Consider the following 21,432-nt stretch of genomic DNA (forward strand, 5'->3'; position numbering starts at 1 on the left):
ACGAGTTTAATGAGAACCACGGGGTCGATGCTGGGTCGGCCGTTGTCTAGACAGTAAAGGTCTTCCACCAGGTCATAGATGAAGTCGAAGTCCACGTAACGGTCAATTTTTCGCAAAAGATGATCTGCCGGCACGAGTTGATCCAGAGCAATCATTTGAATTTGTTCTACTTTTTTCTTGTCTTCTTTGTGTAGCATGGCGGCCTCCTTTTTTCTCTATTTTACTATAATTGAGGCGAATGCTGTTTGATGACACAAAAAAAGGAAGGGTGAATCGGATGATTCTCCCTCCCTTTGTCATCACTCTGTGGACCGCTATGCGGTCCTTTTTTACTGCAAAGAATGTGGCGAAAAGAAATCATCGAAACAAAAGATTCAAATTATGATATAATAAACAAGTGGTTTATACCATTTGAATCATGAAAATTAAATAAGGAGGTGTTCCATATGCCCGCATATTTGGTACCTATTCTTGCGGCATTGGTATTTGGAATCCTCGGAGTAGCTATTGGTTATTTTTTACGCAAAACATTGGCTGAAGGAAAGCTCAATCATGCGGAAGAACTAGCGAAGAATATCATTATTGATGCGGAACGTGAAGCCGAAAACAATAAACGCGATATTTTATTCCAAGCGAAAGAGGAAATACACAAGCTTCGGGATACGGTCCAACAGGAAAGTGATGCTCGAAAAAACGAACTGCAGCGCTACGAAGATCGCTTAAATTCCAAGGAAGATTTGCTTCAATCGAAAAGTGCGACCTTGGAGAAAAAAGAAAGCCAGATTTTCGACCAACAAGCGCGCATTCAGGAGAAGGAAGATCTGATCGACGAATTGGTGGACAAAAAGTCCGAAGAAATTCAACGGATCTCCGGCTTATCCAAAGAGGAAGCCAAGCAAATTCTTCTCAATGAATTGGAAAACGAGCTGACACAGGAATCGGCGGTGAAGATTCGCGAATACGAACGCTATGTCAAAGACGAGAGCAAAAAAATCGCTCAAGACGTAATCGTTCACGCCATTCAACGGATCGCAGCCGACGAAGTGGCCGAGTCCACGGTCTCCGTGGTGAACTTGCCCAACGACGAAATGAAGGGCCGCATCATCGGTCGGGAAGGCCGAAACATTCGCGCCATCGAAGCCTTAACCGGCGTCGATTTAATCATCGACGATACGCCGGAGGCCGTCGTCGTCTCTTCCTTTAATCCCATTCGCCGAGAAATCGCACGCCTGACGCTGGAAAAATTGGTCCTCGACGGGAGAATCCACCCGACGCGCATCGAAGACACGGTGGAAAAAGCTAGACAGGAAGTGGACGAGATTATCAAGGAAAGCGGCGAAGAAGCGGCATTCGAAGCAGGCGTTCACGGCCTTCACCCGGAACTGGTGAAGTACCTGGGCCGTTTGAAATTCCGTACCAGCTTCGGACAAAACTGTTTGCGCCACTCCGTGGAAGTATCGAAAATCGCCGGCTACTTGGCCGAAGAAATCGGCATCGACTCGAAACTGGCCAGACGTGCCGGTCTGCTCCACGATTTAGGAAAGTCCATCGACCACGAAGTGGAAGGACCCCACGTGGAACTGGGTGTGGAACTTGCGCGGCGCTACAAAGAGCCTGAGGCCGTCATTAACGGTATCGAGGCCCACCACGGCGATGTGGAATTCGATTCACTGGAATCCGTCTTAGTACAGGCGGCCGACGCCATCAGCGCGGCTCGACCCGGTGCGCGACGGGAAACCATCGAAAACTACATTAAGCGGTTGGAACAGCTGGAAGAAATCGCCACCGGTTTCGACGGCATCGAAAAATCCTACGCCGTCCAAGCCGGCCGGGAACTGCGCATCATCGTGAAACCCAAAGAAATCGACGAGGCCCACATGGTGACCACGGCTCGAAACATAGCCAACGAAATCGAGGCTCAGCTGGATTTCCCCGGTCAGATCAAAGTCAATGTGATCCGCGAAACCCGCGCCGTCGAATACGCCAAATAAAAAAACCTGCCCACGGGCGGGTTTTTTCTTGTTTTCTTTGCTATGATAGTTACGAGGTGACACATGATCCGCTCAAACATACTGGACGACTACCTGAATTACCTGCGCGCCGCCAAAGGCCGCAGCGACGGCACGATAAAAGAATATTACTACGACATACGGCAATTTCTACGCTACATGCGCGTTCGAAAAGAAGGCCTCGTCGTAGATTCCTTAGACGAAGTGGACATCGACACCGTCGATAAGACCCTTTTGGAACAAATCGACAAGGGCGATGTTTACGCCTACATTTCCTATTTGGATCGGGAAAGGCAAAACAGCAGTCGTACGAAATTTCGAAAAATTTCTTCCGTGCGCTCCTTTTTCGACTATCTGACCTATAAAGTGGATGTATTGGATAAAAACCCGACGGAAAACATCGACATGCCGAAGATCGAACGTTCCCTTCCCGTCTACTTAACATTGGAAGAGGCCGTGCGGCTCTTGCATTCCATTCAAAATTTTAAACAGAAAGAGATCTTTCGCCGACGGGATTACGCCATCGCCACCCTGTTTTTAAACTGCGGCCTGCGCCTCAGTGAACTCGCATCATTAAATGTGGAGGATTTAAATAAAGACCGCACCTTGCGCATTTGGGGCAAGGGCTCCAAGGAACGCCTGGTCTATTTAAACGACAATGTTCAGCGCTCCATCGACGCCTATTTGGCGGCGAGGAAGGCCGAAGGCTTGGAAGAAGAGGGGGCCCTCTTCTTAAGCATGCGGAAAAGCCGCATGAGCAATCGCTCCATTCAGCACATGCTTGAAAAGCATTTAAAAAACGCCGGTTTCGATACGAAAAAATACACCGTGCATAAACTGCGCCACACGGCGGCCACCTTGATGTATCAATTCGGCGACGAAGACCTGAAGTCCCTTCAGGAAATCCTCGGCCACGAGTCCATTTCCACGACGCAAATCTACACCCACGTCAATATGGAAGACATTCGCCACACCATGAGCCAAAACCCCCTGGCCAATGTGGAGGACGTGAAAAAAATGCTTGAGGATGCGGAAAAAGAAAAAAAATAGGATTTCCGGAACAATCATATGTTCGAACGTTCGATCTCTTTTCCGACACATGATTTAATGAATACAAAACCATTCTATGAAATCATAAACTTATTTTGTAGAGTCTCTAAGCGAGGAATAGCGGACTTTCTATCTTACCCGGGTTCCCATGTGCTTTATAAATGAAAAGCCCGCTATTTCGATTCCACGGCGTCAATCTCAGGAAACGACGATATCCATGGCTTGATATCATTGAGCACCGGTACAATACGCCGTGAACCGGCCTTCACTCAGTAAAAAACCTCCTATGCCATAAAGCAGAGGAGGTTTTAAAATTTATTCAGAATATCATAGTGCCCGATATCGCAAAGAAGTACTACTTCGGACATTACTTATCTAATTCCTCGAAAAGAGAGTCGATGGAATCAAAGACCGGCTGATTGCCGTTTTTTATGGATTCCTTGATTTCGGCCTTTAAGCTCCTTTTAACGTGTTCTGGATAGACTGCAACGGGCACGAGGACAATTTTTCCGTTGTCTTCGATGACTTCAAACTGATCGCCTTGATTCAATTTCATGGACTGAACGATGTCTTTCGGAATGGTTACCTGTGATTTCGCTTTTAATTCAACTAACATCATAAACCTCTTGAGTTGGAAATTAATACTCTCTAACTAAACCATAAATGCTTTATTCATGGCAGTCAAGTAATGATTTGGCTGAACCGTCCATTGATTGAATTGATAGCCGGATAAATAATATGAAAAGTACTCAGGATAATAAATAAAGATCGACCGGAGGCGTTTTGGTTAGGATCTACGGGACAAAGATTTCATAGTATAATTTAGGCGGATCATGGGATGGAGTTCATCCTTTGCTTAAAAACGAAGCCGCAAAATCGAATTTAAGGCCTTTAAATGAAAGATTCATAGCGTTACATATAGACAATACGGAACCGCTTAAAGTGCCGTGAAATTTAACGACCGCCCCTCTTTATTTTAATAGCGTGTTTTAGTCACAAAATTTATATTTTGTGACTAATTATTTTTAGAGTGTCTCATAAATTTCACGACATCATGTTCTCTCTTCTTCCATTCCATTCCTAAAGGATTCATCCGAAAAGGCATTAAAAAAAGACGGCGCCTTGCCGTCTTTTCCTATGTGTACTTATATTCAGATGTGAGTTGTGGGCCGGTCGCGCCGAGAAGATACGCGACACCACCGGCAGGTCATCCTTAATGGATTCAATTAGAGCGAAGGTCGCGTTCCTCCAATACGACATAAATCGTCTCTCCCGGCCTTAGGGTGCAATTATCCTTTAAGTCATTGGCCTCCACCATGCGGTGGATCATAAGGCGCAAATCGTCGCTCTCATCGGCGTAGGACGATGCGATGGACCACAGAGTATCTCCCGGCTTGACACAGTATGCTTCCCGCACCTGATAGCTTCCCACGCTCTTCGGTACGGTGGTTCCCATAATGCTCATTAATAAAAGAAGAATGATCGGCAGCAGGCGTAGGCGCTTTCTGTATTTAACGGCTCGTGCGGAAGAACGTTTATTTATTTGACAGGGGCGATTCATGGCTTTCTCTCTTTTCATTTCATGCCTCCATGAACTAAATGTTCGATCGTATGTTTTGAAAGGATGTTCGTACGTTTGTTCCAATTGTATCTGAACAATTGTTTCCTGTCAAGCTTTTTTGAATGTATGTTTGAAATGTTTGTTCGTCTCTGATATACTAAATGTACCTCATGAAAAGGAGCGATATATACCATGTATGAAGATCTTGAAAAACGGGAAATGGAAATTCTCTTTTATATTAAACGCTTTATCGATTCCAACGGCTACCCCCCTTCTATTCGCGAAATCTGCAATGGCTGTAACATTAAGAGTACGTCCACCGTTCACTCCAATTTAGAAAAGTTGGAACTTAAGAATTACATTCGTCGCGGCGCCACCATTAATCGGGCCATCGAGGTGATTCGTCAGGATGATGATTTCCTCTCCGCAAAAAAGAAAACCACCGATATTCCCATTCTCGGCCGCGTCGCCGCCGGGCTTCCCATTTTAGCTTCGGAAAATATTTCCGACACCGTGCCCATGGCCACGGATTTTGTAAAAGACCGCAATCTCTTCTTTTTAACGGTTCAGGGAGAAAGCATGATCGATGCCGGCATTTTAGACGGCGATCAGGTTTTAATCGAACCCGCCTCCTCCGCCGAGGAAGGGGAAATTATTCTGGCCCTTATCGAAGACGAAGCCACCATCAAGACCTTCTATCGCGATGAAGAAAATCAACGCTTCCGTCTCCAGCCGGAAAACAGCACCATGGAGCCCATTTACGTGGACGAACTCAAGGTACTGGGCCGCGTCATCGGCCTCTATCGCCTGTTTTAAACCTATTTGCCGCCGAGTGTTCTCGACGGCATTTTTTGAGCGCTTTTTTCTGCTCGACGACCGATTCTTTCTTCTATTTTCCAGCAGAAAGGATATAATGGAATAATATTTCTTAATCTTCTGATGCAACGGAGGCAGTATGTTATTTTTAAATCAGGACAAAAATTTAATGGCCCTTCTGACCATTTTATATAAGGAACGCAACAAGTGGATCCAACTGGGGGATTTGGCTGCGGTCATCGGCGTCACGAAAAAAACGGTTCGCAACTACGTTCTCATCGTCGAGAAAAAGTTTAAGGACCATGCCGAATTTTTTTATAACGGTTCCATGCTTTATGTGCAGTTCCGCCCGAATTTCGGTTTAATCAGCATGAAGAAATTACTGGTTCGCGAGTCGCTGCTCTATAAAATTCTCTTTCAGGCTTTTTTCGATCCCACCATTAAGAAATCCGATCTGGCCTTTGATTTGGGATTCAGCGAGACGTCGATTTATCGCCACGTACAAAATTTTAACGAGCAGCTTATGGGCGTCTACGATCTCTCTTTCTCTTATTCGGATTTTCAGTTTGAAGGCGAGGAAAAAGAAATCCGGAATTTTTACGTGAATATGTTTATCGAGACCATGTTGCATCCCGGCGAATGGCCTTTTGACGGCACCATCTCGGAAGATCTCGTGGAGACTTTCGCCGAGCGCATGTACAGCTTCCTCCACTTCTCCCCTTCCCCGGCGCAGCACAATTACATAAAGGTCTCCATCGCCGTATCATTTTTCCGCCTCATGCAGGGCCATACGATTCATACGGAAAATTATCGAGACGAATTAATCGCCAATGCGAAATTGCTGGCCACCGACGAAGTGGTTATGAAATTAGTTGACGACGTCATGCCGAGGAAACAAGTTAGCACGCCGGTGGATCTTCTGGTCAGCATCTTGTCTATTTTTTATGCGGAAGAAAATCCCATTCTCTTCGACGATCCGGATCTTTTGGAGGAGAAACTCCAATCCATAAAAAGTTGTGAAGCCTTTTTTAAATCCCGCTTGCCTGGCTTTTTGGATCAATTTCATCTGCAACTGGAGGATCGGGACGAGTTGTATCGCTCCCTGGCGGTTTACTTTACCTATCGCCTCTCCAATTTTAAAAAACGGGAATTTTTCCTCAAGCGCTCCACCTACCTGCTCGCCTACATCTCCTTTGCAAATCCGGAGCTTCATACGGAGTTGACGGCGATTTTTAAAGAATTTGTTCGCGAATTTCCGGAATTCAGGGATTACACCATCGACGAACTGACCTTGGCATTTTACAGCCTCTGGCCGGATCTTCTCTCTCAACTGTTTTACGGTCGCGAGCCTTACAAGGCCCTGGTTGTCAGCCAAGACGATTCCTTTTTCGGAAAAACCCTGGTTCACTTGATCAACAAGGGAACGTCGAATTTAATTCACGCCGAGCTTTACGACGGTTATCGCGTCGACATGGATCATTTGGCCCAACTGCCTTACGATTTAATCATCACCGACTTTTTCGTGGAGTCCGTGCCGGAAGGGGCCTTGGTCTATACGTTCGGCCAACTGCCCTCGCCTTATGAATTACAGGGCCTGTGCCGCGATTTAAGAATTAAGAAGCAGGGATACGACACCGATTTGAAAAAGCGAAAAGGCTATACGGATATTTCAGAATTTAAGCGGCTGCTCGCCGTTTATTCGTAATAAAAAATGACCCCGAGCTTCCGTCACCGCGGAAGGCATCGGGGTTTTATTATGCCTCTTGTTCGAGGGCCTCAAGTACCTGAATCAGGGCGAGTTTTATGTGTTCGTAAGTAAGGCCGCCTTGGAAATACACGCGGTAGGGCGCGCGCATGGGGCCGTCAGCGGACAATTCGATGCTGCTGCCTTCGATAAAGCCGCCCGCCGCCATAATGACCTGATCTTCGTAGCCGGGCATGTCCCAGGGATAGGGCGTGACGTGGGAATCCACCGGCGAGGCCGCCTGGATGGCGCGGCAAAAACGCACGAGATTTTCCGGCGTCTCCAGGGCGATGGATTGGACGATATCGCTTCTCGGATCCGTGGATGCGGGGATGCAATCGTAGCCCATGGTTTCGAATGTTTTCGCAAAGAGCATTGCGCCTTTGATGCAATTTGCCACGCGATGAGGCGCGAGAAACAGGCCCATCAAGGTGTTTCGGGTCTGTCCGAAGGAGAGGCCGCATTCTTTCCCGATGCCGGGCGCCGTCAGTTCCGCCGCCACTCGCTCGATGATTTTCTCGCTTCCGACGACGTAGCCTCCGGAAAGGCTCAGGCCGCCGCCGGGATTTTTAATGAGGGAGCCCGCCATGACATCGACGCCGATTTCGGTGGGCTCGATTTTTTCCGTGAACTCGCCGTAGCAATTGTCGAGAAAAATGATGCCGTCGTAGCTTTTTCTGATTTCATCCACCGCCCGCTTGATTTCATCGACGGTAAAGGCCCGTCGATCGGAATAGCCGGTGGAGCGCTGCATAATTACGAGATCCGTGTCCCGGGACACGAAATCGCTAATGGCCTCGTAGTCCATGGCGCCATTATCCTTTAAAGGAAGCTCCCGATAAGCGATGCCCTCAGATTTCAAGTTCCCCGGCGCATTCCCGGCGGTGCCAAGCACTTTGTGCAAGGTGTCGTAGGGAGAGCCGGAAACGGAGGCGATGGTATCTCCCGCCTTCGTCAAGGCTTTTATAGTGAGGGCGATGGCATGGGTGCCGGAAACCATATTGGGCCGCACCAACGCGTCTTCCGTGCGAAAGAGGGCGGCGTAAACGGCCTCAACCTTTTCTCTGCCTACATCTCCGTAGCCGTAGCCGGTGGCCCAGTTGAAATCCGTCGACGCCAAGCGAACGGATTGCAGAGCCTTTAATACTTTTTCCTGATTAAATAAACAAATCTCATCCAGGGCAGCAAAGGGTTCTTGAAGGCTCGCTTCAATCGCCTTTAAATCCGCGATCTGTACCATATTTTTCTCTCTCCAGTTCTAAAATCTCCTCAATTGCCGCATCCTTTGTCAACTCCGACATGGGGATAAACACGGCGTCTTCTTCCTTGCGAAACCAGGTCATCTGCCGCTTGGCAAAATTTCTGGAATGTTGTTGGATTTTTTCGATGGCAGTGGCCTTATCCCACTCCCCTTCTATATACTTCACCACTTCTTTGTAGCCGATGGAACCCATGGGCTTCACCTCGTCTCCATAGGCCTTATAGAGCACCTCTACCTCTTCAAAGAGCCCGGCATCCACCATTTTCATAACGCGGCGGTTAATTCGATCGTAGAGGGCCTCCCGCTCCCAATCCAAGACGATGTAGAGGGGATCGACGCCTTTGCGTTTTTTCCGAAGCTGCTCCGTCTCCACGTGGCCGGATTCGATTCGCTCCAGAGCGCGAATAACGCGGCGGGGATTGTTTAAATCCACGGCCTCAGCCAAGGTGGCGTCCTTATCCTTCAATAGTGCCACCATGTATTCGAGCCCTTGTCGATTATAGAGATCGTTGAGCTCCTTTCGAAGTTCCGCCGAAGGCTTTTCAGAAAAATCCAAATCGTAAATTAAGCTGTGAATGTAAAGAGCGGTTCCCCCGCAGACGATGGGAATCTTTCCCGCGCGCCACAGATCGTCAAAGATCGGCGCGGCGGCTTCGTAAAAATCGGCGGCGGAATAAAATTCCTCGGGATCTTTTATGTCGATAAGGTGGTGAACGATGCCCTCCGTCTCCTGCGGCATAATCTTTCCGCTGCCGATCGTAAAACCGCGGTAGACCTGCACGGAATCCGCGGAAATAATTTCCGTATGGAGTTTTTTAGCGAGGGCCACGCAAAGGTCGGACTTTCCGGAACCGGTGGGCCCGGTAATCAAAATTAGTGGTTTCATAGTCCCTCCCTTAAAAACAGTTTTTCGAAGGCGCGTTTTTCCACGTGAATCATGGTGGGCCGCCCGTGCGGACAGGTAAAGGGCGTGTCCGCGTCGTTTAATTCCTCGAGAAGGGCGTAAGCTTCTTCTTCTGAAATCTTGTCCCCTGCTTTTATGGCACTTCTGCAGGCGAGGCGCATGATTTTATAAATATTCTGCTCCTTCACATTGACGCCCTCGTCCAACAGATGAATGGAGTCCAAAAAGAATTGCCGAAAGTCGTCGATTAATAAATGCTCCGGCACCTCGCGAATCACGATGTCCTGCTCGCCGAAGACTTCAGGATAGATGCCGAGGCGTTCGTAGTCGGCCATATGTGTCTCCACGGCATGCATTTCCTCGGGACTCAGGTGCATGGTGATGGGCACGAGAAGAAGTTGAGTCGCCACGGCCCGTTCGCGAATTTTCTTGCTGTAACGCTCGTAAAGAATTCGCTCGTGAGCGGCGTGCTGATCCACCACGAGGACGCGGTGATCCCTTTTGTTTTCAAAAAGCACGTAGGTTTTAAACACCACGGCCAAAAATTGGTAGAGGCTCACATCCAGGGGCTGCGCCTTTTTCGCAGGCTCCTTATCCACATTGATTGCTACTATGTCGGGAGAGGATTCCGCAAACAAGGGCTCCGGTTTATCCCCATACGCTTTTTTATCTTCCGCCGCAAGGGGCGCGCGATCGGAGAAGTCAAAGGCCGGCGCTTTCGGCTTCTCGCTTTCGATCTTTCGCTCTCTGCTCAGCTCAAAGATTGTTTTTTCCGGTACCTGCGCTTCCGCTTCTTTTGTATTATCATTGAGTTCATCGACTGTGGGAATCTCCCGTTTGGGCCGAAGATTTTCTTCTACGAGGCGCTCTAAAATCGTCGTCAGTTGATTTTCATTGGACAGGCGAATGGTTTGCTTCTGCGGGTGAATATTCACGTCGATTAAGATCGGGTCGATGGTAATGTAGAGGACGTAGACCGGATAGTGGTTCAAGGGAATTAAAGAGCGGTACACCTTTCGAATGGCTCGGGCGATGTCGCTGCTCTTGACGCCGCGGCCGTTTACGAATAAAAATTCCCGATCCGGCGTCGCCCGGTGGAGCAAATTATTTCCGATAAAGCCTTCGATTTTGTAGGATTCCGTATCGAAGGAAATAGGCAGAAGGTTTTTCGCGATGTCCTTGCCGAGAATGGAATAGATGTGATTGATCTTGTCGTCGGAGCACTTGGAGTGGAGCAAGGTCTTTTGATTGCGGGACAGGTGGATGGAGACGTCTTGATGGCTCAAAGCCAAAAGTTCCACCACCTCGACGATGCGGCGAATTTCTTTCGTCGTGGTGTTTAAAAACTTCTTTCTCACCGGCGTGTTGTAAAAAATGTCCCGCACGATCATCGTCGTCCCCACCGGCGCGCCCACGGGCTCCCCTTGAGATACCACGCCTTTTTCCACGATAAATCGGTAGGCGAAGTCACTGTCGGCGGTCTTCGTTACGCATTCCATTTGGCTGATATTGGCGATGCTTGCCAGGGCCTCGCCGCGAAAGCCCAAGCTCGTAATCATATCCAAATCGGAAATGGTACGAAGCTTCGATGTGGCGTGGCGGGAGAAGGCCTTGTGGATTTGACTCTTTTCGATGCCGTCACCATTGTCGGCGATGCGAATTTCATCCAAAAGATTGTCCGACAGGCGAATGCTGATTCGATCGGCATTTGCGTCGATGGCATTTTCCACCAATTCCTTAATGATGGAGGCGGGGTTTTCGATGATTTCGCCGGCCGCGATTTGAGAAATCGTCTGATCGCTTAGTGCATGTATTTCACGCATCGGCATCCTCCTTTAAGGCTTCGAGAAGCATGAGAGCTTCTAAGGGCGTCGTCTGATTAATGTCGATGGATCGAATTTTTTCCCGCAATGGATCCGGTCCCTTGTCGGCGACGACGACATCGTTTCCTACAGTTTCCACGGCTTTTCCACGGCCGTCGGATTCCAAATGATCGAGAACGTCTCGCGCCCGCTCGATGACCTCTTCTTTTACGCCGGCAAGCTTCGCCACGTCGATACCGAAGGAGTAATTGCTTTGGCCGACGATGATTTTCCTTAAAAAGCGGATCTCGTCGTCCACCTCTTCCGTGGCCACGGTGACATTTAATATGCCGTCGTAGCGATTTTCCAGTTCCGTGAGCTCGAAATAGTGGGTGGCAAAGAGGGTTTTCGCGCGAACTTCTTTGTAAATGTATTCGATAATGGACCAGGCGATGGAAAGGCCGTCGTAGGTGCTGGTGCCCCTGCCCACTTCGTCGAAGAGAATCAAGGAACGCGCCGTGGCGAGGCGCAAAATTTCCGCCACCTCCGTCATCTCGACCATAAAAGTGGACTGGCCCCGCGTCAGGTAATCGGAGGCGCCGATCCGCGTAAAGATTTGATCAACCATGGGCAGATTCGCCTCTTCCGCCGGCACAAAGGAGCCGATTTGGGCCATAATCTGAATCAAAGCCACTTGGCGCATGTAGGTGGATTTCCCCGCCATATTGGGCCCGGTAATAATCTGAAGAAGGACCTTCTCGTCGTCTAAATAGGTGTCGTTGGGAATGTAGGACTCATCCATGGTGCGTTCCACCACGGGATGGCGGCCGTCTTTAATAAAGAGCACGCCGCCGTCGTTGAATCGGGGCCGGCGGTAATTGTATTGCTCCGCCACCTCGGCCAGGGCACAAGCCACGTCCAGTTTTTGAATGGCTTCGGACAAATGCTGAATGGACGGAAGCTTCGTTGCGATGCGCTTTTGAATTGCCTCCAAAAGCTCCAATTGCCGCTCCAGGGCGCGCTCTTTTCCGTGGAGGATCTCCTCTTCCCTGTTTTTCAACTCCTCGGTGAAAAATCGTTCGCTGCCGACGAGGGTCTGTTTTCGGATAAAATGCTCCGGCGCTTGATCCACATAGGATTTCGACACCTCGAAAAAGTAACCCAATATTTTATTGTACTTAATCCGCAGATTTTTAATGCCGCTGGCTTCACGCTCTTTTTCTTCCAGCTGCAAAATCCATTGCTTGCCGCTTTCGGAAAGAGCGAAGAGTCGGTCCAACTCCTCGTCCACGCCATGGGCCATAAAGCGCTGTTCCCGATAGTTTGCCGGCAACTCGTCGATAAAAATTTCCCGCAACTGATCCGAAATCTCTTCCATGAGATCCACGCCGTCAAAAATTTTAAGGAGAGCTTCGTTCTCCGCCTTCTTAAGAAGCCGCACGATCAGCTGCGCCGCCTCCAAACTCTTTACGAGTCGCTCAATCTGTTTCGGCGTCATGGTCTCGTTGGCGATGTATATGGACAGGCGGTCGATGTCGTAGATCCCCGCAAGCTGCTCCTGCAAATCGTCGAACAAAATCCGGTCGCCGTGAAGGGAGTCGATGCGATCGTAGCGTTCATTCAGCAACTTTTCGTCCATTAACGGGCGCAAGATGGACGTGCGTAAATAGCGGCTCCCCATTTTCGTCTTGCAACGATCCAAAATGGCGTAGAGGGAATGTTCCTTTTGATTGTCGTGGTTGTTGTTCACGAGCTCCAAATTGCGAATGGTGGTTTCGGAAAGATCCATGACGGCATCGTGATCTTCACGGGCGGAGATGTGAAGGTGGGTCTGTCTGCGGTGCTGCGTCGCCTCCAGATAAGCCAGTAAATTGGTGAGGGCGACGCTATCGTAGTCGATTTCCCGATTCAGTTCTTTGTAAGACGCTAAAATTTCACGATGGTCCCGAGACACTTCGCCGCTCTTTAAAACATCGTAGCGCTTCGCCAGTTTTCGAATCGTGGCCTTTTCCGAAAAAGCATGATCATAGAGAATCTCCGCCGGACGATAGAGGGCGAATTGCTTTTCGAGAAAACTTTCGGTTTCCCGCTTGTCCCAGCAGACTTTTCGGTCCATGTACACTTTTCCCGCCGGATAATCGCAATGAGCCAGCTCCACGATCTTTCCCTCCCGGGCGATGCTCGTGAGAATGCGGCTCTCCTCCCCTTCATCTTCGTCAATGAAGGTGCCCGGGGTGACGACCTTTGTAACTTCCCTTTTCACCAAGCCCTTGGCTTGTTTCGGATCTTCCACCTGATCGCAAATGCTCACGGAATAACCCATTTTCACCAGGCGCTTTACATATTGATTGGCCACGCGGTAGGGCACGCCACACATGGCGATCTTTTCATCCAGCCCGCCGCTTTTTTTCGTGAGGGTCAAATCCAAAAGATCGGAAACAACGATGGCGTCGTTAAAGAAGAGCTCGTAAAAATCCCCGAGGCGATAAAATAAAAAAGCATCGGGGTTTTCATTTTTTGTTTCGACGTAGTGGCGCATGGCCGGCGTTAATTTTTCGAAATCACTGCTTTCCATGAACGATTTCTCCTTCTAAAGAGAATGTATTGCCTCCTGTAATTTTCACCGGCACCATTTTGCCGATGGAATCCGCGTCGTAGGGCGCGTGGACCAGTTTGAACCCGGCGGTCCGCCCGCTCATTTTCGTCGGATCGTTTTTGCTCACCGATTCAAAGAGCACCTCTTGCACCGTGCCGTGCAGCGCTTCGTACTTTTCCCGTTGAATGGCGTAAACCGCATCTAGAAGGCGTTGGAATCGCGCGTCCTTCACGTCCTTCGGCACTTGGTTTTCCATTTTATCGGCGCGGGTGCCTTCCCGTCTCGAATAAATAAAGGTAAAGGCGTTGTCGTATTGAACGCGTTTCACCAGATCCAGAGTGTCCTCGAAATCTTCTTCCGTCTCGCCGGGAAAACCGACCATAATATCCGTTGAAAGAGAAATATCCGGACGCACGGCGCGCACTTTGTCGATCAATGTAAAGTAATCTTCCCGGGTGTAATGGCGATTCATCATCTTCAACACGCGATTCGAGCCGGATTGCACGGGGAGGTGGAGGAAATTGGCGAGCTTCGGAAGATCCCTGTAACAGGCGATTAAATCATCGGACATGTCCTTCGGGTGGGAGGTGGTAAAGTGGATGCGCTCGATCCCCTCCACCTCGTGCACCATGCGCAGAAGCTCGGCAAATGTGATTTTCTCTTCTAAATTTTTTCCGTAGGAGTTCACATTTTGCCCCAACAGGGTCACTTCATTGACCCCGTCCGCCACGAGGTTTTTAATTTCGTCTAAAATATCTTCCGGCGCACGGGAGACCTCGCGGCCGCGAGTGTAGGGCACGATGCAGTAGGTACAGAAATTATTGCATCCGTAGACGATATTCACGTAAGCCGCATTCCCCGCCGTTCGGGAATAGATTTGATTGTCGAAATTCGTATAGCTTTCGTCAATGTCCACCACGGCGTTTTTCTTGTCGTCGCTTTCCAAAATCAGCTGAGGCAGGCGGTAGATATTGTTCGTACCGAAGACGATGTCCACGTGGTTAAACGTGTTCAGCACATAATCTCTGGATTCTTTTCGCTGCATCATGCATCCGCAGACGGCCACTTTTAAATCTTTGTTTTGCTTCTTAATATGCTTTAAGCGACCGATGTGCCCGATGACCTTATCTTCCGCGCTGTGGCGAACGGAACAGGTATTGATAATCGCCAGGTCCGCTTCCTCTTCCCGATCGATCTCTTTAAAGCCCATGGTACTTAATAATGTTTTTATTTTTTCCGAATCGTGTTCATTCATTTGGCAGCCGTGGGTGGTGATGACGTAGGTTTCGCCGCCGTGGACTTCCTTTACACGTTCGATTAAATGTTGAAATTTTTCTTCCATGCTTACTCCTTTAATTAACAGTTCTTCCCATTATACCATAGTTGAAATCGAAATTTTGGGCATGAAAAAAGACACCCGAAGATGTCTTTTTTGTTCTTAGTAAGCGACAAATGCCTTGGATTTGGTGTGGCAGATGGGGCATTCTTCTTCGCTTGCATCAAAGGTGATGTAGCCGCATACGGGGCAGAGAAGAATGTCTTTTGCGTCTAAATCCTTGCCTGCGTCGACTGCTTTTTTCGCTTCTTCGTAGCGAACGGCGTGGATTTTTTCAGCTTCGATAGCGTAACGCATAGCCTTTACAGCTTCGTCTTCGCCTTGCATCTTGGCTACTTCGATAAATGCGGGGTACATTTCGGTAAATTCGAAGGTTTCACCGTCGATACCTTTTTGAAGGTTTTCGGAGGTGCTGCCGATACCGAAACCGGCCATGCTGGTGACGGCGAAGTCGCCGTGAATGTCTTTCAGGGCTTTGAAGTGCAGATTGCCGTGAACGCGTTCAGCTTCAGCGGTGCAGTTGAAGAGTCTTTCAACATTGGTGAAGCCTTCCTTGCCGGCAGCTTTTGCCCAAATACCGTAGCGGACGTGTGCTTGGCTTTCGCCGCCGAATGCGCTTCTTAAGTTGTCTTGTGTCATTGCGTGCATAATAATGCCTCCTTATATCATGTTGTTTCTTTGCCTCTTCATTATATCTTATAAATGATAATAAAACAAGCTTTCTTAATGAAATGCCACGCGTTCTCAATCGACGTTTTCGATTTTCGCCGCTTGATCCGCCGCCGTCAGCGCATCGATTAAATCGTCCAAATCCCCGTTGTTAATATCGTCGATGCGGTGGCTCGTGTAGTTAATGCGGTGGTCTGTAACGCGGCCTTGAGGATAATTGTAGGTGCGAATCCGTTCGGAGCGATCGCCGGAGCCGATTTGAGATTTCTTTTCCTTGCTCAGTTCATCTTCCTGCTTTTGCAGCTCCATGTCGTAAAGTTTCGCCTTCAAAATCTTAAAGGCCTTGTCCTTATTTTTCAACTGGCTCTTTTCATCTTGGCAGCTGACCACAATCCCCGTGGGCTCGTGGGTTAAGCGAACGGCGGAATCCGTGGTGTTGACCGATTGACCGCCGTTGCCCGAGGAACGGAACACGTCCACGCGCACGTCGTTGGGGTCGATTTCCACTTCCACGTCGTCGATTTCAGGCATGACGATTACCGTGGCCGTGGACGTATGAATTCGGCCGGAGGATTCCGTCTCGGGCACCCGTTGCACGCGGTGAACCCCCGATTCGTACTTCAGGCGAGAAAAGGCGCCCTTTCCCTGAATCAAAAGGATGGCTTCTTTAAAGCCTCCGATGCCGTTTTCGTTGCTGGACATCATTTCGGTCTTCCAGTTGTGATTGTCGGCGTAGTGAATGTATTGACGCACGAGGACGCCTGCAAAAAGAGCCGCCTCATCGCCGCCGGCGCCGCCGCGCACTTCCACGATGACGTTTTTGTCGTCGTTTTCATCCTTCGGAATCAAGAGAATCTTTAATTCCTCCACGATTTCCGCCAGATGCTCTTCTTCCATTTTCAGCTCTTCTTTTACGAGCTCTCGCATGTCGTCGTCCAATTTTTCGTCGAACATGCTCTTGTTTTCGGCAATGGCCTCCGTCGTTTCCGTGTACTCTCTGTATTTTTTTACGATGGGCTCGATTTCCGCGTGTTCGATGGCCGTCTTTTGCAAGAGCTTACTGTCGCTTTGAACCTTCGGATCCATCATCATCTCGTTCAGTTCATTGTAGCGATCTTCGTATACGGATAAATTTTCAAACATTTTCTAACCTCCCAAAAACGACGCGATCCAAGCCGCTGAAATCTTTCTCGGAACCGATGGCCGAAAAATCATGATCTTTCAGTAATTTTTCTATATATTTTCTCTGTTTCGCCCCGATTTCAAATATCAAATAGCCCCCGGGATTCAAAAACCGCGGCGCATCTTCCACGATCTTTCGGTAAAAATCCAGGCCGTCTTCGCCGCCTTCAAGGGCCAAATGGGGCTCGTAAAGGGCGACGCTTTCATCCAGTTCCCGCATTTCATCGGTTGTAATATAAGGCGGATTGGAATAGATCACATCATAAGTGCCCTCAATCGCAGAAAAAAGATCGGATTGAATCAGATTCACATTGCGTGCGCCGTGCATATTTTTATTAATCTCCGCCACATCCAGTGCGTCCGGGGATATATCCGCGGCATGGATGACTGCATCGGGATAAAGCCGCCCCAAAGTGATGGCCACGCAGCCGCTTCCCGTGCCGATTTCAAGGATGCGCATCGCGCGAGGCGCCAGCCGCAAAATGGAATCCACGCTTCTTTCCGTGTCGTAACGGGGAATTAAGACCCGCTCGTCTACATAAAATGCCTCGCCGTAAAAATACGCCTGTTTTAATGCGTAGGCCATGGGCATGCCCCGAGCCATTTTTTTGACGGCAAGACGCAGGCATGAAACCTCGTCCTCGGAAAGATTTTTTTCCGGATTCATAAAAAGGGCCTTTCGATCCAAATGAAAGAGGCCGTCGAATACCTCGTAGATCCTTCGCCGATCCCCTTTTAAGGCCGCACAAGCCTCTTCAAAGGCCGTCTTTACTTCCATAGATCACTTTCCCCTTCGGCGGGCAAAACAGCCTTTAAAGAGGCGATGCCCACTTCGATTTGGCTGTCGTCGGGCTCCCGCACGGTAAAATGCTTTTGAATCATCAGCCCCGGGTAGCGCAAAGCCATGGTAAGGGGCGTGTCGTATTTTCCCACCAGGCGATTGACCTCATAGCTTACGCCTGCGATTAAGGGAAAGACCAACAGACGCACGAGGATGCGGCCAAAAAATGAAGGCCAACCGAAGAAGGACAGAATGATCACCGAAAGGATCAGGACCATAAACAGAAAGCTCGTGCCGCAGCGGGGATGGAGGCGGGAATATTTTCTTACCTCCTCTACCTCAAGGGGCGCGCCGGCTTCGTAGCAGGCGATGGATTTGTGTTCCGCGCCGTGGTATTCGAAGACGCGGCCGATGTCTTTCTGCTTCGAAATCAACGCCATGTAGGCGAAGAAGATCCCGATTCGAAAGACGCCCTCCACGAGGTTTAACAAAACGGAACTTGTAATGTGGCGCTCAAAATACGTGGCCAGCACATTGGGAAGCACCATAAAAAATAAAACGGCCAAAAGAACGGAGAAGCTCACAGTAACGATCTGCTCGATCTTTTCTCCGTGTTCCGGGAAATGTTTGGTGAAAAAGTCCTCTTCTTCGCCTTCCTCGTCTTCCCAAAAAGAGGCGGAATACATAATGGCGTCCACGCCGATAACCATGGCCTCGATTAATTTCACGGCGCCGCGAATAATGGGCCAATTTAAAAAGGGATATTTATCGGCGATGCTTTTATTATTATCGACGCGCATGGCGATGTCGCCCCCGGGTTTTCTCACGGCGTAGGCTGTCTTCGACGGGCCCCGCATCATGACCCCTTCGATCAGGGCTTGGCCGCCGATGGTCGTCTTAAAGGATTCGTTCATATAGGGTGAAACTCCTTAAAAAAAAGGGCCCGCTTTCACGGGCCGTCTTCTTATGATCTTTTGTACTTTTTGTTGAATTTATCAATACGTCCGCCCGTATCAGTAAACTTTTGACGTCCTGTGAAGAAAGGATGACATTCGGAACAAACTTCCACTTTTAAATCCTCTTTTACAGAGCCCGTCGTAAAGGTGTTACCACAAGCGCAAGTGACCGTAGCTTCCTTATATTCGGGATGGATACCTTTTTTCATCTGTCCACACTCCTTTCTTTAAAAATTCATTTCGTATTACTAACTTTTATAGGATAGCATACTTTCTTCTTTTTGTCAATTTACTTTGCGTATTCCGGCTTGTGATTTAAGTCGTGAACGCTGTCGATAAATCGAACGGTCTTCGAAGGCAAGCGCAAGACCAAGGATTGGGTCGTCGCTTTATTGCCCTTCATGTAGCGCACGCCTTTAAGCAAATCGCCGTTGGATACGCCGGTGGCGGCAAAGATCACATCGTCGCCCTTGACGAGATCTTCGATGGTGTAAATTTTGTCGGGGTCGGCTTTACTTTTTTCTACCCGCTCTCTTTGGGCGTCGTCGTAAGTGACGAGCTTCCCTTGCAGATCGCCGCCCAAACACTTTAAGGCAGCTGCCGCGATGACACCTTCCGGCGCACCGCCTATGCCCATAATCATATCAATACCGCTCTCTTCAAAGCAAGTGTAAATTGCCGTAACGATATCCCCGTCTTTAATTTTCTTGATTCGGGCACCGGTGGCGCGAATTTGTTTGATCAATTCGTCGTGACGCGGGCGATCCAAGACGGAAACGGTCATTTCTTCCGGCGACTTGCCGATGGCTTCAGAAACGCGACGAATGTTGTTTTCCACGGAATCGTCCAGGCGGATGACGCCTTTCGCTTTCGGCCCTGCGGCGATTTTTTTCATATAAACATCCGGCGCGTGCAAGAGGCAGCCTTTGGGCGCCACGGCCACGACGGCAATGGCGTTGTTCATGCCGTTTGCGATGGCCGTCGTGCCGTCGATGGGATCCACGGCAATGTCTACGGCATCGTCGGTCCTTTGGCCCGTGCCGATTTCTTCGCCGATGTAGAGCATGGGGGCTTCGTCGATTTCCCCCTCGCCGATGACGACTCTACCTTTAATGTGTACCGTATCGAACATGCGGCGCATGGCATCCACCGCCGCGCCGTCGGCGCCGTTTTTGTCGCCTTTTCCCAAAAAGCGCGCACCGCTTAATGCCGCCGCTTCCGTGACCCGTGCTAAATTTAAACTGAGATCTCTATCCATTGACTCTCTTCGTCCCTTCAAAATCCTTGTTAAACTGTGCGATTCCCTTATCCGTCAACGGGTGCTTCAGCATTTGATGAAACACCTTGTAGGGCACGGTTGCAATGTGGGCGCCGGCCTGAGCCGCTTTTTTCACGTGGAGCGGGTGGCGAATGCTCGCGGCAATCACTTCCGCCTCGTAGCCGTAAAAATCCATAATTGAAACGATGCCGCGCACCAATTCCATGCCGTCGTGGCCGATATCGTCCAGTCGCCCTAAGAAGGGACTGATAAACGATGCGCCGGCCGCTAAGGCCAAGAGGGCCTGATTTTCGGAAAAGATTAAGGTGCAGTTGGTGGGAATGCCTTCCCTTTCCAGAACGCGAATGGCCTTTAATCCTTCTTCGTTCATGGGAACTTTTACCACAACATTTTCGTGTATGGCGGCGAGCTTTCTCCCTTCGGCAATCATGCCCTCCGCGTCCTCTGCAGTCACTTCGGCGCTAATGGGGCCGTCGACGATGGAGGCGATTTCTTCGATGACCTCTTCGAAGACCACGTCTTTTTCTTTCGCGATTAAAGACGGGTTCGTGGTGACGCCGTCCAAGATTCCCCAGGCTTCGATTTCCTTAATTTCGGAAATATTCGCCGTGTCGATGAAAAACTTCATTATTTCCAAGCCTTCCCGTCGCTGCCGAAGACTTTGATTTTTTCCTTTACCGTGTCGGTCATTGCCGCACGAGCCGGTTTTAAAATCTTTCTCGGGTCGATTTCGTCGGGGTTTTCTGCTACAAAGGCCTTGACTGCACCGGCAAAGCTGGCGCGAATGTCCGTGTCGATGTTGATCTTCCGAATCCCCGCCGCCACTGCCTTTTCGAGGATGTTGTAGGGAACGCCGCTGGATCCGTGAAGGACCAAGGGAATGCTGACGACGCGGTCAATTTCTTTGATACGGTCGATGTCCACTTTCGGTTCACCCTTATAGACGCCGTGTGCCGTGCCGACGGCGATGGCCAGGGAGTCGACGCCGGTTTCTTCAACGAAGATCCGTGCTTCTTCCGGATCCGTGTAGGTGGCTTCTGCATCGGAGACGACGATTTGATCTTCCGTTCCGCCGATTTTTCCGATTTCGGCTTCTACGGATACGCCGACAGAGTGGGCGATTCGCACGATTTCTTTCGTGAGGCGAATATTTTCATCCAATTCGTGTTTCGAAGCGTCGATCATAACGGAAGTAAAGCCGCTGCGAATGCATTTCATGATTTCTTCGAAATCCGTGCCGTGATCCAAGTGCAGAGTCATGGGCACGTCGATTCGATCAGCGGTGGTTTTTACCAGAGAAGTAATGTAGTCGACGCCGGCGTATTTAATGGCCCCTTGAGACGCCTGCAAAATAACCGGTGCACGGAGATCATCCGCCGCTTGGGCAATGGCTTGAATGATTTCCATATTGTTTACATTGAAAGCGCCGACGGCATAGCCGTGTTCGTCTGCATGTTGTAAAATTTGTTTTCCCGTAACTAACATT

The 21,432-nt window shown here is 49.4% G+C and carries 20 protein-coding genes; 4 read left to right on the forward strand and 16 right to left on the reverse strand.

Features of this window, described 5'->3' with window-relative positions:
- Nucleotides 1–197, reverse strand: a 197-nt coding sequence (locus DG046_RS08695) for a transposase (RefSeq protein WP_470207167.1), incomplete at its 3' end; no start/stop codon positions are given.
- A gap of 249 nt (nt 198–446) precedes the next feature.
- Between DG046_RS08695 and rny the strand changes: the two genes are divergently transcribed.
- Nucleotides 447–1,991 (forward strand): ribonuclease Y, encoded by a 1,545-nt coding sequence (rny, locus tag DG046_RS08700; protein ID WP_108832121.1) that lies wholly within the window; start codon nt 447–449, stop codon nt 1,989–1,991.
- Nucleotides 1,992–2,054: 63 nt separating this feature from the next.
- Entirely contained in the window at nt 2,055–3,059 is a 1,005-nt protein-coding gene (locus DG046_RS08705) for a tyrosine recombinase XerC (RefSeq protein ID WP_108832122.1), read from the forward strand.
- 367 nt (nt 3,060–3,426) lie between these two features.
- On the opposite strand, the gene DG046_RS08710 is transcribed toward DG046_RS08705, so the two are convergent.
- Both DG046_RS08710 and DG046_RS08715 read right to left on the reverse strand, forming a co-directional pair.
- The gene (locus DG046_RS08710; protein WP_108832123.1) at nt 3,427–3,675 is read right to left on the reverse strand and encodes an AbrB/MazE/SpoVT family DNA-binding domain-containing protein; all 249 of its coding nucleotides are present in this window, start codon (nt 3,673–3,675) and stop codon (nt 3,427–3,429) included.
- Nucleotides 3,676–4,281: 606 nt separating this feature from the next.
- On the reverse strand, nt 4,282–4,638 hold the full coding sequence (locus tag DG046_RS08715; RefSeq protein ID WP_108832124.1) for a LysM peptidoglycan-binding domain-containing protein: 357 nt from the start codon (nt 4,636–4,638) through the stop codon (nt 4,282–4,284).
- Between the two features lie 174 nt (nt 4,639–4,812).
- Here DG046_RS08715 and lexA point away from each other — a divergent pair, with 174 nt between their 5' ends.
- Nucleotides 4,813–5,436: a transcriptional repressor LexA gene (gene lexA / locus DG046_RS08720; RefSeq protein WP_108832125.1), complete on the forward strand. Its 624-nt coding sequence runs from the start codon at nt 4,813–4,815 to the stop codon at nt 5,434–5,436.
- Nucleotides 5,437–5,575: 139 nt separating this feature from the next.
- Nucleotides 5,576–7,141 (forward strand): helix-turn-helix domain-containing protein, encoded by a 1,566-nt coding sequence (locus DG046_RS08725; RefSeq protein ID WP_108832126.1) that lies wholly within the window; start codon nt 5,576–5,578, stop codon nt 7,139–7,141.
- Nucleotides 7,142–7,190: 49 nt separating this feature from the next.
- Here the strand turns inward: DG046_RS08725 and DG046_RS08730 are convergent, their stop codons facing one another.
- The 13 genes from DG046_RS08730 to DG046_RS08790 all read right to left on the reverse strand — a co-directional run bounded on the left by DG046_RS08730 (nt 7,191) and on the right by DG046_RS08790 (nt 21,431).
- Nucleotides 7,191–8,420 (reverse strand): methionine gamma-lyase family protein, encoded by a 1,230-nt coding sequence (locus DG046_RS08730; protein WP_108832127.1) that lies wholly within the window; start codon nt 8,418–8,420, stop codon nt 7,191–7,193.
- Nucleotides 8,389–9,327: a tRNA (adenosine(37)-N6)-dimethylallyltransferase MiaA gene (gene miaA / locus DG046_RS08735; protein WP_108832128.1), complete on the reverse strand. Its 939-nt coding sequence runs from the start codon at nt 9,325–9,327 to the stop codon at nt 8,389–8,391. The genes DG046_RS08730 and miaA overlap by 32 nt, the downstream gene beginning before the upstream one ends.
- Nucleotides 9,324–11,168 (reverse strand): DNA mismatch repair endonuclease MutL, encoded by a 1,845-nt coding sequence (gene mutL, locus DG046_RS08740; RefSeq protein WP_159082112.1) that lies wholly within the window; start codon nt 11,166–11,168, stop codon nt 9,324–9,326. The genes miaA and mutL overlap by 4 nt, the downstream gene beginning before the upstream one ends.
- The gene (gene mutS, locus DG046_RS08745) at nt 11,161–13,722 is read right to left on the reverse strand and encodes a DNA mismatch repair protein MutS (protein WP_108832130.1); all 2,562 of its coding nucleotides are present in this window, start codon (nt 13,720–13,722) and stop codon (nt 11,161–11,163) included. The genes mutL and mutS overlap by 8 nt, the downstream gene beginning before the upstream one ends.
- Nucleotides 13,709–15,085, reverse strand: a complete 1,377-nt coding sequence (gene miaB, locus DG046_RS08750) for a tRNA (N6-isopentenyl adenosine(37)-C2)-methylthiotransferase MiaB (protein ID WP_108832131.1) — start codon at nt 15,083–15,085, stop codon at nt 13,709–13,711. The genes mutS and miaB overlap by 14 nt, the downstream gene beginning before the upstream one ends.
- A 96-nt stretch (nt 15,086–15,181) precedes the next feature.
- Nucleotides 15,182–15,727, reverse strand: a complete 546-nt coding sequence (locus DG046_RS08755; RefSeq protein WP_108832132.1) for a rubrerythrin family protein — start codon at nt 15,725–15,727, stop codon at nt 15,182–15,184.
- A 96-nt stretch (nt 15,728–15,823) separates the two neighbouring features.
- Nucleotides 15,824–16,891: a peptide chain release factor 1 gene (gene prfA / locus DG046_RS08760; RefSeq protein ID WP_108832133.1), complete on the reverse strand. Its 1,068-nt coding sequence runs from the start codon at nt 16,889–16,891 to the stop codon at nt 15,824–15,826.
- Nucleotides 16,884–17,708: a peptide chain release factor N(5)-glutamine methyltransferase gene (gene prmC / locus DG046_RS08765; RefSeq protein ID WP_108832134.1), complete on the reverse strand. Its 825-nt coding sequence runs from the start codon at nt 17,706–17,708 to the stop codon at nt 16,884–16,886. The genes prfA and prmC overlap by 8 nt, the downstream gene beginning before the upstream one ends.
- On the reverse strand, nt 17,699–18,625 hold the full coding sequence (locus tag DG046_RS08770) for a DUF1385 domain-containing protein (RefSeq protein ID WP_108832135.1): 927 nt from the start codon (nt 18,623–18,625) through the stop codon (nt 17,699–17,701). The genes prmC and DG046_RS08770 overlap by 10 nt, the downstream gene beginning before the upstream one ends.
- Nucleotides 18,626–18,675: 50 nt before the next feature.
- A complete protein-coding gene (gene rpmE, locus DG046_RS08775) occupies nt 18,676–18,876 on the reverse strand; it encodes a 50S ribosomal protein L31 (protein WP_108832136.1) in 201 nt (66 codons plus the stop codon).
- An 80-nt stretch (nt 18,877–18,956) separates the two neighbouring features.
- Nucleotides 18,957–19,925, reverse strand: coding sequence for a class II fructose-bisphosphatase (gene glpX / locus DG046_RS08780; RefSeq protein WP_108832137.1), 969 nt, complete (start codon nt 19,923–19,925; stop codon nt 18,957–18,959).
- The gene (gene fsa / locus DG046_RS08785) at nt 19,918–20,574 is read right to left on the reverse strand and encodes a fructose-6-phosphate aldolase (protein WP_108832138.1); all 657 of its coding nucleotides are present in this window, start codon (nt 20,572–20,574) and stop codon (nt 19,918–19,920) included. Before fsa ends, glpX begins: the two co-directional genes overlap by 8 nt.
- Complete coding sequence (locus DG046_RS08790) at nt 20,574–21,431, reverse strand: class II fructose-1,6-bisphosphate aldolase (RefSeq protein ID WP_108832139.1); 858 nt, start codon at nt 21,429–21,431, stop codon at nt 20,574–20,576. The genes fsa and DG046_RS08790 overlap by 1 nt, the downstream gene beginning before the upstream one ends.
- Nucleotide 21,432 lies beyond the last annotated feature (1 nt).

The organism is Aedoeadaptatus coli (assembly GCF_900343085.1).
Classification (GTDB): Bacteria; Bacillota; Clostridia; order Tissierellales; family Peptoniphilaceae; genus Aedoeadaptatus; species Aedoeadaptatus coli.